We start from the raw sequence: 16,642 nt of genomic DNA, 5'->3' as shown, positions 1-16,642 counted from the left end.
GAAGGGATTAGCTCCTTGACGGACCCGTCGGCGACCGCTCCATCGCAGCAGACCCAGAAGTTTATTCAATCCCAAAACGCCGCTTCAACGCTGCCCAAAAGCAACGGTGAGCGCGGCGCCACGGGTTCGCCGGCGCGCTCGGGGTTCCGCTCGGATATCGAGGGCTTGCGTGCCGTCGCGGTGTTGGCGGTTGTTCTCTTTCATGCTGGTGTGCCCGGGGTTGGCGGGGGATTCGTCGGCGTCGACGTGTTCTTTGTCATCTCAGGCTTCCTCATTACCGGGCTGCTCTGGCGAGAGGTGAGCACCGCCGGGTCCATCCGGCTGCGCCGGTTCTACGGAGCCCGAGCCCGCAGACTCTTGCCGGCGTCGGCCACCGTGGGCGTCGTTACCGCGGTCGCTTCGTTCCTCCTCTTACCTCCATTGCTCGTCAAGCCCGTCCTGCTCGACGGCATCGCCAGTGCGCTGTACGTCGGCAACTGCTGGTTCTTTCTCGAGGCCACCGACTACTTTTCCGACGCCGACAGCGCATCGCCGTTTGTGCATTATTGGTCTCTGGGCGTGGAGGAGCAGGTCTATCTGGTGTGGCCGGCCATCATGCTCGGCGCGGCGTGGGTCATCCGCCGTGCGCGTCGGCGGACCGGCGCCAATGCCATTTCGTCGAGGACCCCGTACCTCGTCATCCTTGCGCTGATCGGTGCGGCATCGTTTGCGGCGGCGCTGGTGGTCACTCGCGTGTGGCCTCCCGCGGGGTTCTTCTTGATGCCCACGCGAGCGTGGGAGTTGGCTGCGGGCGGCTTGGTGGCGCTCACGGCCGGCCAATGGCGCCGACTGTCGCCGCTACCCGCGGCGGCAGCGGGATGGCTGGGATTGGGCGCGATCCTGCTGACCTGTGTTCTGTTGAGCTCGGCCACGCAGTACCCGGGTATCGCCACGCTTGTTCCCGTGCTTGGCACGGTGCTGGTCATCGGTGCGGGGTGTGCCTCATCTGAACAGGGAGTTGGGCGTGCGCTGTCGGTGGCGCCGATGCGGGCGGTCGGCCGCGTGTCGTACTCGTGGTACCTGTGGCATTGGCCGGTGCTGCTGCTTGCGCCGCCGTTGCTCGGCCACCCGCTGGGGCTGACAGGCAGGCTGGTGGCCGTGGCCGTTTCCGGCGGCCTCGCCGTGCTCACCCTGCGTTATGTCGAGAACCCTTTCCGATTCGCCGCGGCCGTGAATCGCTCCGCCGGCCGTAGTCTCGCCGTCGGTGGTGTCGCCACCGCGGTAGCGGTGTGCGTGGGCGCGGCGCTGTTGGTGTCGGTGCCCATCCCGGTCGGCCGCGGCCCGGCGGCTCCAACATTGACCATCACCGAGCCGCAACGCTCCGCGGTCCCAAACTTCGACGATTACAACGCGGAAGTGCACTATGCGTTCGCGCAGGTGCAGGCGGCGGTTGCGGCATCCGCCAACCTGCACGCCGTACCGTCGAACCTCGAACCGCCGCTGGCCGTTGCGGCCGCCGAAGAGCCGGCCATGTACGTCCACGGCTGCATGCGTGATTTCTTCGATGTCGATCAACCCGAGTGCGCGTCCGGCGACACGGCGTCGACGACGACGGTGGCTTTGGTCGGTGATTCGAATGCCGCGATGTGGAGCCCGGCGTTCGAGTGGGTCGCCACGCAGCGGCACTGGCGGTTGGAGACCCTGGATAAGGTCGGCTGCGCACTGCTCGACCTGCCCCTCACCACCCCGCATCTGCGACGGGAGTACACCGAGTGCGAGCAGTGGCGTGCTCGGGTCATCACCCGGTTACAGGCCGAACAGCCGCGACTGATCGTACTGGGCATCTCGCGCGCCTACCTCAACCAAGGTTTCACGTCCTACGACCCGGCGTGGATCGCCGGCCTGAATCGGCTGGTGCAGCAGTTGCGCAGCGCCGGTTCGAAGGTGCTGGTTCTCGGACCGATCCCGGACCCGCAGTCAGCCGTTCCGACCTGTCTGTCTGGGCACCTTGATGACGTGACGGCCTGTAGCCCGCGAAGGTCGAATGCGGTAAACGATCCCGGCATCGCCGCCGAGACTGATGCCACCAGGGCCGCAGGGGGCCAATACGCCGACGTGACCCCGCTGTTCTGCGCCGCCGAACGGTGCCCGGTCATCGTCGGCAACGCTCTGGTGTACCTCGACAGGGTGCACTTGACGTACGAATACTCCAGGCTGCTGGCGCCGGTGATGGGCATGCTGGCCGACCGCGCTCTTGCCTCCGGATGACCCACGTTCGGCTCGAACTAGTTGGGCATTGCCTGGTGGCGTAGTACGTCGTCGTACACACGCTTGACTGTCACGGGAAACGGCGTGATAGCCACGCCCTGAAACTCGTGCGGGAACTGTGTGCAGACTCGCAAGTCCCGAACGTGATAGCGGGAGGACGGGCTAGACCCGAGGGCGATGCGTACCGTGCGGTGGGCGACCTGCTGCACCGTCCGCATGACGGTGCAGACGGACACGGGTCGTTGAGACGCGATATTGCGCAGCACCGGCGTCGACAGCTGGTTGCGCACCGCGTTCTCCACCAGCATCCGCACCATCGCGGCGGCATCGTCGACGTACAGGTAGTCGCGGAGTGTCTCCATCGGCACGAAAACGTTCAACGATTGCCGCGTGACAGCGGCTTGGCACAGCTGACTGACGAGCCCCTGCTGTTTCTGGAGGTTCTGGCCCGGCCCGGCGAGGTTGGAGAACCGTCCAATGACGAGCGGGACGCAGCCGCCGAGCGTCGCCCGCAGGATTTCCTCCTGAGCGAGTTTCGTCTCGCCGTATGGACTCAGCGGCCGTGGCGTCGTGGACTCACTGAACGGTGGATGAGTCGATCCGGCATAGATGCCGCCCGCGGAGGACGAGAGGAAGAACGCGCCCCGACCGGCGGGTCGCGAGTCGCGCAACCTGGTGATCAGGTGAGTCAGGATGCGCGTCTCCGCAGCGAGTTGGTCTGCGGTAGAACCGATTACACCGCTGCCGGCGGCCCAAACAACAGACCAATCGTCGTGGCCCGCCGTTCGGATGAATCGCTCGAGTGCGGAGTCGAGTACCCCGGCCGCCGCATCGTGGTTGTGCCATGGCACCGAATCTTCGAGGAACTTCGGGCCCATCGCTCGCGACACGGCGCCGCCGAGCAGTCCGCCGCGACCCACGATCCAGGTGAGCACCGGTCAGTCCGCCGGGCTGTCGAATACCTCTGCAGGATCGCGCACGACGACGTACACCGGCCTGCCCATTGCCATGTGGGCCGAGGCGGCGATGTATTCGGCGATGATTCCCAGCGCGAACAAGGTGGCTCCGCCGACGACAAGCACCGCAACAAACACCGATGTCCACCCTTCCACGTTGATGTCGCCGACCGCTCTCTGGATGGCGCTATAGATCGCCACGCCGAAACCGAGAAGCGCCAACAGAATTCCCATCGTGGAGACGTAGCGCAGCGGCCGGGTTCCTGAAGAGATGACGAGCCGCCAGAAATGCGAGACCAGGCGACGCAGGGTGTACGCGCTCGCGGGTCGTCCTTCTTGGCGCATTGCGACCGGACAGGTCGACGGGTTGGCGACCACCCAAGAGAGAGCGACGTCTAGAAAGACCCCCGCGCCGGCGTAGGCCGCGACACTGCGGCCGGCCTCGCCGAGTACCAGCCGATAGCTGTTGAATGCTCTAACCCCGTCGGACGCCACCAGGATGTGCAGGAACAACCACTTCGTCAGCCACGATGCCGCGTTGCGAAACACACCGTGTGGTGGTCGGTTTGTCGGGGAGGCATACACGAGTTGGGTGCGGTCCCGGTACGCGATGTCGAGAAATGTGCCGATATATGCCGGATCGTGCTGTCCGTCCTCGTCCATCGTGACGATCCAGTCCCCGCCCGACGACGTCATGCCGGCGAGGGTTGCCGGATGCTGTCCGAAGTTGCGCGACAACCACACTGGGTGGATCCAGTCGTCCCGCTCAGCGAGTTCACGCACGACTTCTTCGCTACCGCGAATGCCCCGATCCCACACCAGGAGCACCTCGTCGACGCGGAACTGACGACCGTCCGGTGTTTTCTGGGGCGAACGAAGTTGCTCGAGCTCCTTCAGCACGTCGGGCAAGGTCACGGCTCCGCTGTAGACCGGAATCACAACGCTGATCGAATCCACCCGAGTCGATCGACGGTCGCCAGTCACCCATTGCCTCCTGAACGAACGGTCCGTGGAGTCACTGTACCGATGGACCACCGAGTCAGTGACGCCAATTCCGGTATGTCGACGGTGCGCAGGTTGATCTGCCTCAGATCCGCGAGGAATTGTCGCGCGAGCCCGGCCGCCGACGAGGTTGCCGCTGGTGTACGCTCACCGCGTGTCCCTCCTGTTCAGGGTCCCGGTGTTCGGGCGGCATGGGCGCACTCACGTCGGGTTCTTTCTCGCCAATTCGTCCTCTCGCGGAAGAGCATTCGAACTACATTGCTGCTGATATGTTTGGGTATATGGCTGCCATTGTCGAATTCAACTCGAGCTACTTCCACGGATTAGTCGAATGAAAGCCGTATTGCTGGCCGGAGGCCTTGGCACTCGTCTCACCGAGGAAACCACCGTTCGCCCCAAGCCGATGGTAGAGATCGGTGGACGCCCGATCCTGTGGCATATCATGAAGCTCTATTCCCACCACGGTATTCAAGACTTTGTCGTGTGCTGTGGCTACAAGGGATATGTCATCAAGGAATATTTTGCCAATTATTTCCTGCACATGTCCGACGTCACTTTTGACATGTCGGCCAACAAGATGGAAGTGCATCGCCGGCACGCCGAACCCTGGCGGGTGACGCTGGTGGATACCGGCGAGGAAACCATGACGGGGGGGCGCCTCAAGCGCGTGTCAAGCTACATCCGCGACGATGAGGCCTTCTGCTTCACCTACGGTGATGGGCTCAGCGATGTAGACATCGGCGCGAGTATCGAATTCCACCGTCAGCACGGGCGGCACGCCACGGTTACGGCCGTGCTTCCGCCCGGGCGCTACGGGGCCCTTGAGTGCGAGGGTGACCGGGTCAAGCGCTTCGTTGAGAAGCCACGCGGCGATGGCGGCCTCATCAACGGCGGATTTTTCGTCCTCTCGCCCGCGGTACTCGATTACATCGAAGGCGACCAGACCTCTTGGGAAAGCGCGCCCTTGGCGCGTCTGGCTGCCGATGGCGAAATGATGGCCTTCGAACATTCCGGCTTCTGGCAACCCATGGACACGCTTCGAGAGAAGAACCTGCTCGAAGAACTCTGGAGTAGCGGCGAAGCGCCGTGGAAATGCTGGCATTGAACGCTTTTGGATCGGCTTATCGCGGGCGCCGCGTGTTGGTCACCGGCCACACCGGCTTCAAGGGCAGTTGGCTGTGTCTCTGGCTGCGCACGCTGGGGGCCGAGGTCACCGGGCTGGCATTGGACCCACCGTCCGAGCCCAGCCATTGGGAGCTGTTGAAGCTATCGATCGAGGATCATCGCGTCGACGTTCGCAATGAAGCCGCAGTCCGCAGGGTCTTCGCTGCGGCAAGGCCGGAGATCGTGTTTCATCTGGCCGCCCAGCCGTTGGTCCGTCGCTCCTACCGAGAACCCATCATCACCTGGGCCACCAATGTGATGGGCACGGCTCACCTTCTCGAGGCCGTACGGCACGCTCCGGATGTGCGCGCAGTGGTAGTCGTCACGACCGATAAGTGCTACGAAAACCGCGAATGGCCTTGGGCTTACCGAGAACGAGACCGCCTGGGAGGCCACGACCCCTACAGTGCATCCAAGGCCGGCGCCGAGTTGGTCGCCGCGAGCTACCGGACTGCATTTCTGCAACAGCCGTCGGCCCCGCTGCTCGCAACCGCCCGGGGCGGCAACGTGATTGGCGGTGGCGACTGGTCTGAGGACCGCTTGATTCCCGACCTGGTGCGTTCGGTGGCCGCCGGCGAGCCGCTGGTGATTCGCTCGCCGCACGCCACGCGACCCTGGCAGCATGTGTTGGATTGCCTCAGTGGGTATCTGCTGCTGGGCCAGCGACTGATGGCGGGCGATGCGACTTGCGCCGACGCGTGGAACTTTGGCCCCGATGGAGAAGGAAACCGAACGGTAGAGCAGGTGCTCCAAAGTCTTGCTCGCACCTGGCCGCGGCTTCGGTGGCAGGTCACCTCCGATCCCCAACCGCACGAGGCGGGCCTGCTGCAACTCGACAGCGCCAAGGCGCGGATGCAGTTGGGGTGGCGTCCCGTCTGGAATCTTGAAACGGCGATCCATCACACGGCCGACTGGTATCGCCTGCTGCTGGAATCGGAGGAGTTGCCGAGCGTCGAGGAACTGAGCGCCTACGTCGCCGATGCAGTCAACGCTGGTCTGGGCTGGGCGACGGCATGAATATCTTGGACACCCCGCTGGCCGATCTGAAGCTCGTGCAGTCCGCGCCGCATCGCGATGACCGCGGCGCGTTCACCCGCCTGTTCTGCGCGGAGGAACTGCAACCCGTGCTGGGCCGGCGCCAGATTGTGCAGATCAATCACTCCCGAACCAGCCGCGCCGGAGCGGTGCGCGGCATGCATTTCCAACGCCCACCGCACGCGGAAATGAAGATGATCCGGTGCCTACGCGGGCGGGTCTGGGACGTCGCGGTCGACCTGCGTGCGGGATCCTCCACCTTCTTGCAGTGGCACGCCCAGGAACTGGCACAAGACGACGCCCAAATGCTGGTCATCCCAGAAGGTTTCGCCCACGGCTTCCAGGTCCTGGAGTCCGAAAGCGAATTGCTCTATCTGCACACGGCGTTCTATCACCCGCCTTCCGAGGGCGGGCTACGCCACGACGACCCGCGGCTCGCCATTGCGTGGCCATTTCCGCCACAGGACCTTTCCCCTCGTGACGTTTCCCATCCGCTACTGGGTGCCGATTTCAACGGAGTCGCGTTATGAAATGCCGACACTGCGGCGTGCCCGTGGATCTCACCTTTGTGGACCTGGGCTTCGCGCCGCCTTCCAACGCCTACCTCGAGGCCGAGGATCTGGGTCACCCCGAAGTGTATTACCCACTGCGCGTTAAGGTTTGCCGCCAGTGTTGGTTGGTACAAACCGAGGATCACGCCCAGGCCGAAGAACTGTTCAGCGCTGACTACGCGTACTTCTCCAGCACCTCGAGCAGTTGGCTCGAACACGCAGCAGGTTATGCGCGCATGATCACCGAGCGGCTGCAGCTCGGGCCTGATAGCTTTGTCATCGAGGTTGCCTCCAACGATGGCTATCTCTTGAAAAACTTTGTGGCGGAATCTATCCCGTGCCTCGGCATTGAACCGACGGCGAGCACGGCCGCGGCGGCTGAGGCGCTGGGAATCCCCGTCATGCGGGAATTCTTTGGTAAAGCACTGGGGCGCCGGCTGGCTGGCGAAGGACTGTCGGCCGACCTGATCGCGGGCAACAACGTGTATGCGCACGTTCCCGACATCAACGACTTCACCCGCGGACTCGCCGCCGCGCTGAAGCCCGAAGGCACTGTCACACTGGAATTTCCCCACCTAATGCCGTTGATCGAACGGACTCAGTTCGACACGATCTATCACGAGCACTTCTCGTACCATTCGCTCACCACGGTCGCCCGCATCTTCGACGCGGCCGGCTTGCGCGTCTGGGACGTGGAAGAATTGCCAACCCACGGCGGGAGCCTGCGAGTGTACGGCTGCCTTAGCGAGGCAACAATTTCCACGACCGACCGGGTCGGCTCATTACTGATGCGGGAGGATGAGTTCGGGTTGACCCGGCCCGAAACCTACTCGGCGTTCCAGCAACGTGCCGACCGGGTGAAGGACGATCTGTTGGCCTTCCTGATCGAGCAGAAGCGAGCGGGCCGCCGCGTGGCGGCGTACGGGGCCGCTGCTAAAGGCAACACTTTGTTGAACTACGCGGGTGTCAGACCCGACTTGCTGCCATCTGTGTATGATGCGGCGGTATCCAAGCAAGGAAAGTTTATGCCGGGCAGCCACATCCCCATCTATTCGCCTGAGGCACTTCGCGAGAATCCGCCAGACGAAGTGATTATTTTGCCCTGGAACATCGCCCACGAGGTACGGACCCAATTGGCTGATCTTGTCAACAACGGCACACGCTTCGTGACTGCGGTTCCCACATTGAGCTTCCTATGAAGGCCTCCAATCCCTTACGCCATGCGGTCGATCACCAAGGCGGGGGTGCGCTACACAATCCTTGCTTGCGGACTCGGCTCTCGACTCCGCCAAAGCTGAGGTTCCTATGACTGTGACCTTGACCGGAGCGACCGGATTCGTCGGACGGAAGATTCTTCGCAACCTTCTCGAGCGAGGCTGCTCGGTACGGGTGCTCGTTCGCGATCCATCACTCCTGCATGACATCCGGGCACCTGGAGCACTAGAGGTCGTGCAGACGCCCGACTTGTTCGCAGAGGCAACCGGCCGGTTGGAGGAGTTGCTCGAAGGGTCGGATACGTTGGTGCACGCGGCTTGGTATGTGGGGCCAGGCCATTTTGCGTCGCCACTGAACCTTGCGTGCCTCACCGGCACACTGAACCTGGCCTGCGCATTCGCTGCAGTCGGGGGCAAGCGATTCGTTGGCATCGGAACCTATGCGGAATACGACGCTTCCGCAGGACTGGTGACGACCGATACTCCGTTGGCGCCGACTAACTTGTATGCCGCGTGCAAGGTGTCGGCATTTCAGGTGCTCCGTTATTTTCTTGATACGGACGGCATGAGCTTTGCCTGGTGCCGGATTTTCAACCTGTGTGGGGAAGATACAGATGGGCCGGGATTGGTGCCCTACCTTCGCAGGCAATTGGGGGCTGGGGAAGAGGTGCTCCTCACTCGCGGTGAGCAGGTGCGTGATTTCCTCGACGTGAAAGAAGCCGCCGCGATGATCGCCGGTGTGGCACTGGGGCACCAGCAGGGCGCGGTGAACATCTGCTCAGGTGAAGGTTTGACCATTCGACAAGTCGCCGAACGCGTTGCCGATGAGTACGGTCGGCGTGATCTATTGCGTTTTGGGGCAAGGCCCGAGAACGTTTTTTTTGACCCACCGCGGGTCGTCGGTGTACGGGAGGACGTGCGATGAGCGGGGTGAAACCGCTTTAGCGGTAGGCTTTTCCAAGCTCCCAGAACCGGATGTACGAATCTGCTCTGCCTAGGAGTCACTCTTGTTTCCCGGGAGGTCTCCTTGTTCAGGACACGCGCCAGGCTCAGGAATCTGCGTGGCAACCCCAATTAGCTGGGAGAGCTGTCAACCGCCGACCAACGCGCGATCGGCCAGCGCACCGACGACCGGTGCCAATAGCCGGGCGTACTCAGACGTCAAGTGGTTCCGATCGAGATAGACCAGAGTGTTTCCCACGATGCCTGGGCATCGCTCGGCAGTGCAGAAAAGCTCCGTGATGTTCGCGTATTTTCCGCCGCCGGCTTTGGTGGCGGCGGTCTCAGCCGAGATGCCACGTCCGTTCACCGCCGCGGACCGCGGCGGTGAACAGAACGTCGCGTCATTGAGGTGTCCGGACAGGCAGTCTGCGACCACTGTCTGCGGGTCCGGGATCGGTCCGAGAACCAGCACCTCCGCGCCAGTCCCTCGCAACTGCTGCACCAAACGACTCAGGCTGTCGGTCCATGCTGGGTCGTATGGCGTGAAACCTGCGGGGAATCGGTATTGGTCATTGGCGCCGAGGACGGCACCGTATCGCCGCCAGAGGCTGAGCAAGACCAGCCGCGGGTGCTCGGTGCGTAGCCGGGTGATGATCTGATCGCGCCACCCATCGCACTCGGTGTACTTCCTGTGGGCGACGATGTTGATGGTGGGCAGGTCCAACAACGGGCAGCCAGCCTTGGCGAGCATCTCCAGCCGCCACTGCCGCTGAGCGGCGATCTGCTCGAACGCTGGATTCCACATCGCGCCATTCGAATCCCCGATCAGGGCCACCCTCGTCGTCGAGGCCTTATCGCCTGCTGCGCATTCAGGCTGTTCAACTTGGGGAAAATTTAGCAGGCACCCGTTGAGGAAGAGGGCCTTCTGTTCGGCTTCCGCGTCCGTCAGCCGCGGGACGAGGTTCGATGGTACGGCGTTGATACCGGCCGATGCCGCGACCGCAGCTTGCACCTGAGCGAACCCCTGCTGCACCGCCGCGTCGTACGCGTCCACGCTCGCGCCCACGGGGGGAGGCGCCACAGTGACCGTGAGCGCCGCAGCTGCCGGGCCCCGCCCAACCGGAATCGGCACCACGACCAGCAGCGCCACGCCCACACAGACCGCGACCGCGGTGGCCGCACCGCCCAACGCCAGACTCCAGATGGCCGACCGGCGTATGGGTGCGGCGAATCGCAGCGGGTTCTCGATGAATTTGAGGGTGAGGATAGCCAGCCCGCCGGAGACCAGGACCGTTGCCAGCCTGCCGATCAGCCCCAGCGGGTGGCCTAGCAATGGCGCTGCGAGCAGCAGCACCGGCCAGTGCCACAGATACCACGAGTACGAGATCCGGCCGATCGCGCGCATCGGCGACACTGCCAGCACTCGGCCGCATCCCTGAGCGGGTGTGGCACATCCAGCGCCGATCACCAGCACCGCACCCAGCACCGGCAACAACGCGGCAGTGCCCGGATACAGCGTGGTCGCGCTCAACCAGGTGCAAGCCAGCAAGATCAGGCCCAGGCCCGCCCATCCGGTAATCGCCGCAGCTGGTCGCGGTAGCCGGCGCCACTGGCCGGCGGTCAGGGCCACCAGCCCGCCCGCGGCCAACTGCCAGGCCCGGGTGGGCAGCGAAAAAAATGCCACATAGGGCACGAGGTAGGTGTCGGCCAGCGACAACGCGAACGACGCTAGGGCGACTAGCGCAAGCACCACTAGATACGGGCGCGCCGAGGAGGTAGCAGCCTGGGCTTTGGTGCGCCGACGCACAATCCGGATTAGCCACGCCGTGCCGACGATCAATGCTGGCCACACCAAGTAGAACTGCTCCTCGACGCCCAACGACCAGTAATGCTGGAACGGCGAGGGTGGCAGTTGGCCGCCGAAGTAGTCGACGCCTTGCAGAGCGAAACGGTAGTTGCTCACATACAGTGCGCTGGCGATGCCGTCACCGATGGCGGTCCGGGCCTGCAGTGGGGATAAAAGGACCGCTGCGCCGATCGCGGTGACGACGCCTACTGTGGCCGATGCTGGCAGAAGCCGGCGGGCCCGCGCCCCGTAGAAGCGGCCCAGCCTGACGGCGCCGGTACTGCCCACCTCGCGCCAGAGCAGCCCGGTGATCAGGAAGCCCGAGATGACAAAGAACACGTCCACCCCGATGAACCCACCGCCCACCCCGGGCAAGCCAGCGTGGAAGAGGACCACGGCCACCACCGCGACGGCACGCAGACCCTCGATGTCTTGGCGAAAATTCGTCTGTGCCGAGCGCTGACCCCGCACTTTCTCGGTAGGGCTAACCCTGTCGGCTTGGCGCACGATCACCAACTTTGGTAATCACGACGCCCCCTTTCGAATCGCCGCTGCCGTATGCCCGAAAGTCGTCGACAGCCCATCCATCCGATGCCGCCGGACCTTGGCGCTGCCTGCACGACGAGTCGGCTTGGCTGTGTAACGTAGCACGCCGCTACGGCGCTGTCCCGGGTTCGGATGGGTCTCCCTAAGACCGACTTTCGGCATCACTTACCAGACTCCCTTGCAATAACGGGCGGCGTCGGCAGACCCCTCGAAGAATCGAGGCGGTGAATGCCCTTTTCTGCATCCAACGAGAGGTCCGGCGCATGCCCGGATGAACGGTTTGTCGGCACGGGCGAACAGCACGGCGGGGCGGTGACGAATGGCCATGTGCCCCAGGGCGATTGCTAGGTGGGCTTTTCCGACGCCGACGATGGTCGCGGATTGGCTGGTGTCCAGAATGCGCAGTGAGGTCAGGTCGCCGACCAGGGTGCGGTCATAGCCCAGGTCTTCTAGTGCGGTCCAGGTGTCGAAATGCATTGCGGGGTCGAGTCCGGTTTTGGTCGCCCTTAGGGCGGCTGAACGGGATTCGCGGCGTGGTACCTCATCGGCTAGCAGGACTTCGAGGAATCCGAGATGGCTAACTTTGTGGTGGCGGGTCAACGCTGCGCGTATCGGCCAGGTCGCCGAGTCTGAGTGTCGAGCAGCCGGCTCGGATCAGCGCCAACCGGATCGGCGGATGTGGGGGTGGTTGCGGCCATCTCAGAAGATCTCCTTGCACTCAGTGTTGGATACGACGGTCAATGATGTTGGAGTGGAGGTGAATTCGTGTGGATGACGGGACCTATGCGGCGCCGGCCATCTGTGGCATCGGTGCGACACGGCCGGTGGTGTTGTTTCTGCGGCCGAAACCGCAACGCTCACTGGCGAATCGGTGCAATGTGGGATAAGGCACCACACATCCCTGCCGGGCCAGCAAGGTGTGGATCTTGGTGATCGTCAACGGCCGCTGCTCACCCTGACCGGCTGATCTCCTGAGCGGTGAGCGCAGAATGAACTGCGATTCGTCTCCACCGAGGCTTCTTAACGTATCGTGCCGGCGTCGCGCTGGCTGCCGGCCGGGGCGGTACCGGGGCGCATCCGCCGGCCAAGCCATAGGTACACCGCGTGCCGCGCGATGGCGTTCATACGGGCTCGCGCGGTGCCGATGAGAAGGTGCCGCCGACCGAGCAGTCCGGCGTGCTCCGCGGCCAACTGGTGAAAGTAGCCAATCGACTGGCCGGCCTGGGCGTGAACCTGCGTTCGCACACTTTCTCCAGAACCGCTGATTCGAAATGCCCAGAGTGGCTGGTGCACTGCGACGAGATTGCCGTTGCCATGAAGTAGCACCGCACTGTAGGTCGCGAGATCCAAGAGGTAGGGGAAGCGGCCATCCCAACCACCGGCGTCGACTAGGGCGCCGCGCCTGAATAAGACTGACGGGGGCTCGCCAAAAATGTTCGTGCCAGCGAGCACGCTGTGCCGGATCGCGTCAGTGCCGGTGACTTCACCACGCAGGCCGGCCAACCCGCGGTTGCGCAACACGATTCTTCCCGTGGCGTCGATGACATCTCTGGAACTGGCAGCCAGCAGCGCTGATGGGTGCGCTGTCAATTCCTTCACGAGCACCTCGAGGTTATTGGGGTAGAGCACGTCATCGGCGCAGACCAACTTGATGAACTCACCGGTGGCGAGGTTGGTGACGTGGTTGAAGTTCTCCGCTGCGGGGATGGTGGAAGCCAGTCGGGTCAAACGAACTCGGGGGTCAACGGCATAGCGCTGCAGTGCCTCCCAAGTGCCGTCGACAGACGCGTTGTCCGAAACCACCAGTTCGAAGTCGCGGAATGTCTGTGCCAGAATCGACTGCATGGTCGCATCGATGTACGAGGCGCCGTTGTATACCGGTATGACGACCGAGGCGACTGGCGTCACGACCCTGCCTTCTGCTGCTCGGCTGGTGGGAGTTCGTCTGGGTTATCGCGGAACGGAAAGTCTCGACGAGCGAAGTAGCTGTTGACCACGGGCAGTAACTTAGTTGCTGACTTATGTTGGCGCCAGGCTAATCACGCGATTGCGCAGCGCATCGGGATGGAGGTAGTGGAGCGGCATTTCGCGAATGTTCGTTTCGCCGCACCGCAGTTTGCTGAAACTGGAGAGGGAGCCGTGATAACTTTCAACGCTGTGCCCGCATACGAGACCGCGATGTCGATGACGACCGAGGAGCCCATTGAGCTGGTGGTGTGGCCCCAGGTCGCGCCGACCGGAGCTTCCTCGAGGTGAGGCTGCTAGCCGCGGCGAAAGCCCGGGTGGGCCGGCCCGTGTTGCTCAACCTGCGTCCGCTGCGCGACCGCCGCGACGACGAGGTGGGACGTTGCGTGGCCTGCGGTGCCGATACCACCTTCGCCTTCAATGCCTGGACCATCCCGGACGAGTTGCACGCGTATTGGGCCGACCCTAACGTGTCGCGCGCCTACACCCGGCGCGAGAGCATGTTCTGCCGGTCCTGCTGCTGCAATCTGAGAGTGAGGCGGATCGCCGAGGTTCTCGTCGCTCTCTACGGTCCACCCGGATGCGGGTCGTTCGCCGAACTGTTGGAGGACCCCAAGTTCCGCGAGCTCGACGTCGCCGAAGTAAACACGCTCGGCTCGCTCGGATCGCTGCACGCCCTGCTGCGGCGGCTCCCGCGGCTCATGTTCTCCGATTACCGGGGGCCGGATCGGCTAGGCGAAGTTATCGACGGCAACCGTAACGAAGACATCTGTCGCCTCACCTACCCCGATGCGGTCTTCGACCTCGTCTTGTCGTCCGACACGCTGGAACACGTCAGTGACTTCCGGGCCGCGCTGGCCGAGACGCGGCGGGTGCTGCGGCCGGGAGGCCGCCATGTCTTCACGGTGCCGGTCGTCTGGACGCAGGCGACCACTGATACGCGGGCACAGATCGGCGACGACGGCAAGATCGTGCACCTGATGCCAGCCCTGTACCACGGGAGGGGCAGCGGGGCATATCGGTTCATCCCGGTCGGGGTCGATATGTTGGCATTCACGGAATTCGGCCGGGACGTCGTCGATTACGTGCGCGATGCGGGATTCGAACCTGAGGTCTACGCAGGATCCGACGATGGCACAGGCGCCGAGATCGTGTTCGCGGGGCGCGTCCCCGAGTGAGTGCGAGCGGCATTTACACGCCGACGCGATTACGGTGACCGGGAGCCGATGGCCGCATTCGAAGGCCTCAAGTGACTGAGTTCGACCTGCCGCCCGAATCGGCGCCGCCGGGGCCGCTGATCCGGCTCGCCCGAGACCAGCGTGTGGCATTTATTGTGGTCGGAGGGATCAACACCGTTGTCGGGTTCGGGATCTTCGTTGCCTGCTCGGCGACCGTGGGACACGTCATCGACCGCCGCTTCGGCACGCTCGCCGGGACGCTGGCGACCGTTACCGTCGCGCACGTATTGAGTGTGCTGTTCGCCTTTGTGATGCATCGCCGGTTGGTGTTCCGCGTTCGAGGCCACGTGCTGCGTGACCTCGTGCGCTTCGAGAGTGTCTACCTCACCTCCTTCGGCATCAACGCCGTCGCCTTGACAGGGCTCGTCGAGCTGGGCGTGCACCGTATTCCAGCGCAGGCAATCGTCTTCCTGCCCACCCTGTTGTTGAATTACGTTGGCCACCGGTACTTTTCGTTCCGGCGCAGCGCCACCGACGCTCCTACCGCCGATACGCACGACGAAACGCCGCTTACCTAGGGGCGGGATGCGGATCAGGACGTGGAGGCCGGCTCAGGCGACAACGGTGATGCAGCGGCGTCCGTTGACGTGTCGGTAGCCGGCTTGCGCGCGTACGTGACGATGATGACTGCCAACGTCACGAGCCAGAGCATCGGCACCAGCGTCGCCGTGGTGAGCACCGTCAGCTCCTGGATCGGCGGGCCGTTCTTCCGGTACAGCAGCACCGTCATCGGCGGGCTCGGCAAAGCGATCGTCGCGATGGTGAGCGCCGTGGACAGGCTGAGCCAAATGCCGACCGTGCGATGGCCGCCGGCGACGGCCGCGAGCCGCTCGAAGATCCCCGAGCCCGGCGGCCCGTCTGGATCCCGCACCAGGAGCGCCGCGACCGGCAATGCGAACACGAAGTAGTAGCTGATGGCGATCATGGGGAACAGGGAGGCGGTCACCAGCAGCACGATGCCTGCCATGACGGGCGGGATGCGCCGTCCCAGAGCCAACACGGCGACGACGACCACGACGAGGATCACGTACCCGATCAGCGCTCGCGGGCCAGCCAGGTAGCCGTCGGGCATTTTGCCGCCTGTTTGCATGAACATCAGCATGTCCGGCGCCAAGAGGAGCGACCTGCTGAACGAGACATTTGAGGTCGCGAAAGCCCCCACGCTGCCGCCTCCGTAGCCGAGGGTGCTGGCAGCCGATTGCATGATGGTGTGCGGAAAGTCGTGCGGCCAGAACAGATATGCGGCAGCGTTGAGAACCACGGCGCCACCGATGGCGATGCCGCCCCACCGCCACTGCCGGACGGCGAACAGCACGATCGCCAGGACGACGAATTGCGGTTTCAACAGCGCGGCGAGCACGACCATTGCCGCGGCGAGTCCCCACCGTTGCCGAACGAGTGCGATCAGAAACACCAGGCCGATCGGAGCCAAGAAAGCCACCGAATTCGCCCTATCGATCACCGACCACACCGGAACGGCCGCCGCGCCGCAGGCTACGAAGACCACGACCCGCTCGAGACCACGCGCGCCCCGAGCCGCCCAGACGGCGGGCGACAGGACCGCGATCGTCAAGGTCAGCAGGTAGCCCAACACCCCTATGACCGGCGCACCCAATAACTTGCCGAACAGCCCGAAAATCAGTGGCGGAAGCGTTCCGGCCGCCGGGTAGTTGTTCACTGCCGTCTGGTGGATGTCCGGCTGCATAACTATCTCGAAAGGCTGCCAGGGATTGGCCCGCATGCCGAACATCACTTCGTATGCGTAGTCACTGAAGCAGTGCCGGCCGATATTGGTGCCCCAATCGAGGTAACAATCGGCATAGGGGAACGCCAGCAGGGAGGAAATCGCGTCGATCGCGAAGTATTGCGTCAGAACAAAACCCGTGAACCCGGAAAGCGCTGACGCCAGCAGAATGGTGCCGAGCAGGATGGTGCG

General features: G+C 63.8%; 14 protein-coding genes and 1 pseudogene. 8 read left to right on the top strand and 7 right to left on the bottom strand.

Translation table 11 applies throughout. The features are described 5' to 3' along the window. Window positions 1-90 precede the first annotated feature (90 nt). Window positions 91-2,247 carry an acyltransferase family protein gene (locus ACZY0B_RS25190; protein WP_463766965.1) on the top strand — a complete coding sequence of 719 codons (2,157 nt, stop codon included), beginning with the start codon at window positions 91-93 and terminating at the stop codon, window positions 2,245-2,247. Window positions 2,248-2,264: 17 nt separating this feature from the next. On the opposite strand, the gene ACZY0B_RS25185 is transcribed toward ACZY0B_RS25190, so the two are convergent. Both ACZY0B_RS25185 and ACZY0B_RS25180 read right to left on the bottom strand, forming a co-directional pair. Beyond that, complete coding sequence (locus ACZY0B_RS25185) at window positions 2,265-3,182, bottom strand: NAD-dependent epimerase/dehydratase family protein (RefSeq protein ID WP_463766964.1); 918 nt, start codon at window positions 3,180-3,182, stop codon at window positions 2,265-2,267. Window positions 3,183-3,185: 3 nt separating this feature from the next. Then, a complete protein-coding gene (locus ACZY0B_RS25180) occupies window positions 3,186-4,187 on the bottom strand; it encodes a glycosyltransferase (protein ID WP_463766963.1) in 1,002 nt (333 codons plus the stop codon). A 349-nt stretch (window positions 4,188-4,536) separates the two neighbouring features. On the opposite strand from ACZY0B_RS25180, the gene rfbF reads away from it, so the two are divergent. From rfbF to ACZY0B_RS25155, 5 genes are all read left to right on the top strand, one after another. Further along, window positions 4,537-5,310: a glucose-1-phosphate cytidylyltransferase gene (gene rfbF, locus ACZY0B_RS25175; RefSeq protein ID WP_463766962.1), complete on the top strand. Its 774-nt coding sequence runs from the start codon at window positions 4,537-4,539 to the stop codon at window positions 5,308-5,310. Then, a complete protein-coding gene (gene rfbG, locus ACZY0B_RS25170; protein WP_463766961.1) occupies window positions 5,298-6,386 on the top strand; it encodes a CDP-glucose 4,6-dehydratase in 1,089 nt (362 codons plus the stop codon). Before rfbF ends, rfbG begins: the two co-directional genes overlap by 13 nt. Continuing rightward, the gene (locus tag ACZY0B_RS25165) at window positions 6,383-6,934 is read left to right on the top strand and encodes a dTDP-4-dehydrorhamnose 3,5-epimerase family protein (RefSeq protein ID WP_463766960.1); all 552 of its coding nucleotides are present in this window, start codon (window positions 6,383-6,385) and stop codon (window positions 6,932-6,934) included. Before rfbG ends, ACZY0B_RS25165 begins: the two co-directional genes overlap by 4 nt. After that, window positions 6,931-8,154, top strand: a complete 1,224-nt coding sequence (locus tag ACZY0B_RS25160; RefSeq protein WP_463766959.1) for a class I SAM-dependent methyltransferase — start codon at window positions 6,931-6,933, stop codon at window positions 8,152-8,154. Before ACZY0B_RS25165 ends, ACZY0B_RS25160 begins: the two co-directional genes overlap by 4 nt. 106 nt (window positions 8,155-8,260) lie before the next feature. Next, complete coding sequence (locus ACZY0B_RS25155) at window positions 8,261-9,094, top strand: NAD-dependent epimerase/dehydratase family protein (protein WP_463766958.1); 834 nt, start codon at window positions 8,261-8,263, stop codon at window positions 9,092-9,094. Between the two features lie 165 nt (window positions 9,095-9,259). On the opposite strand, the gene ACZY0B_RS25150 is transcribed toward ACZY0B_RS25155, so the two are convergent. From ACZY0B_RS25150 to ACZY0B_RS25135, 4 genes and pseudogenes are all read right to left on the bottom strand, one after another. Further along, entirely contained in the window at window positions 9,260-11,464 is a 2,205-nt protein-coding gene (locus tag ACZY0B_RS25150; protein WP_463766957.1) for an acyltransferase family protein, read from the bottom strand. 288 nt (window positions 11,465-11,752) lie between these two features. Then, window positions 11,753-12,201 (bottom strand): annotated as a pseudogene (locus ACZY0B_RS25145) (ATP-binding protein); the annotation flags it as partial. Between the two features lie 83 nt (window positions 12,202-12,284). After that, window positions 12,285-12,443, bottom strand: a complete 159-nt coding sequence (locus ACZY0B_RS25140; RefSeq protein WP_463766956.1) for a hypothetical protein — start codon at window positions 12,441-12,443, stop codon at window positions 12,285-12,287. 80 nt (window positions 12,444-12,523) lie between these two features. Continuing rightward, on the bottom strand, window positions 12,524-13,411 hold the full coding sequence (locus ACZY0B_RS25135) for a glycosyltransferase family 2 protein (RefSeq protein ID WP_463766955.1): 888 nt from the start codon (window positions 13,409-13,411) through the stop codon (window positions 12,524-12,526). A 344-nt stretch (window positions 13,412-13,755) separates the two neighbouring features. On the opposite strand from ACZY0B_RS25135, the gene ACZY0B_RS25130 reads away from it, so the two are divergent. Together ACZY0B_RS25130 and ACZY0B_RS25125 are read left to right on the top strand one after the other, a co-directional pair. Beyond that, window positions 13,756-14,646 (top strand): class I SAM-dependent methyltransferase, encoded by an 891-nt coding sequence (locus ACZY0B_RS25130; RefSeq protein WP_463766954.1) that lies wholly within the window; start codon window positions 13,756-13,758, stop codon window positions 14,644-14,646. A gap of 71 nt (window positions 14,647-14,717) precedes the next feature. Next, window positions 14,718-15,224, top strand: a complete 507-nt coding sequence (locus ACZY0B_RS25125; protein WP_463766953.1) for a GtrA family protein — start codon at window positions 14,718-14,720, stop codon at window positions 15,222-15,224. A gap of 14 nt (window positions 15,225-15,238) precedes the next feature. On the opposite strand, the gene ACZY0B_RS25120 is transcribed toward ACZY0B_RS25125, so the two are convergent. Next, the coding region (locus tag ACZY0B_RS25120; protein WP_463766952.1) for a hypothetical protein at window positions 15,239-16,642 on the bottom strand (1,404 nt) is incomplete at its 5' end.

The sequence above is a fragment of the Mycobacterium sp. IDUB_19 genome, assembly GCF_055419445.1.
Note: the sequence above shows the minus strand (reverse complement) of the source record. Positions and strands in the feature narration are given on the sequence as shown.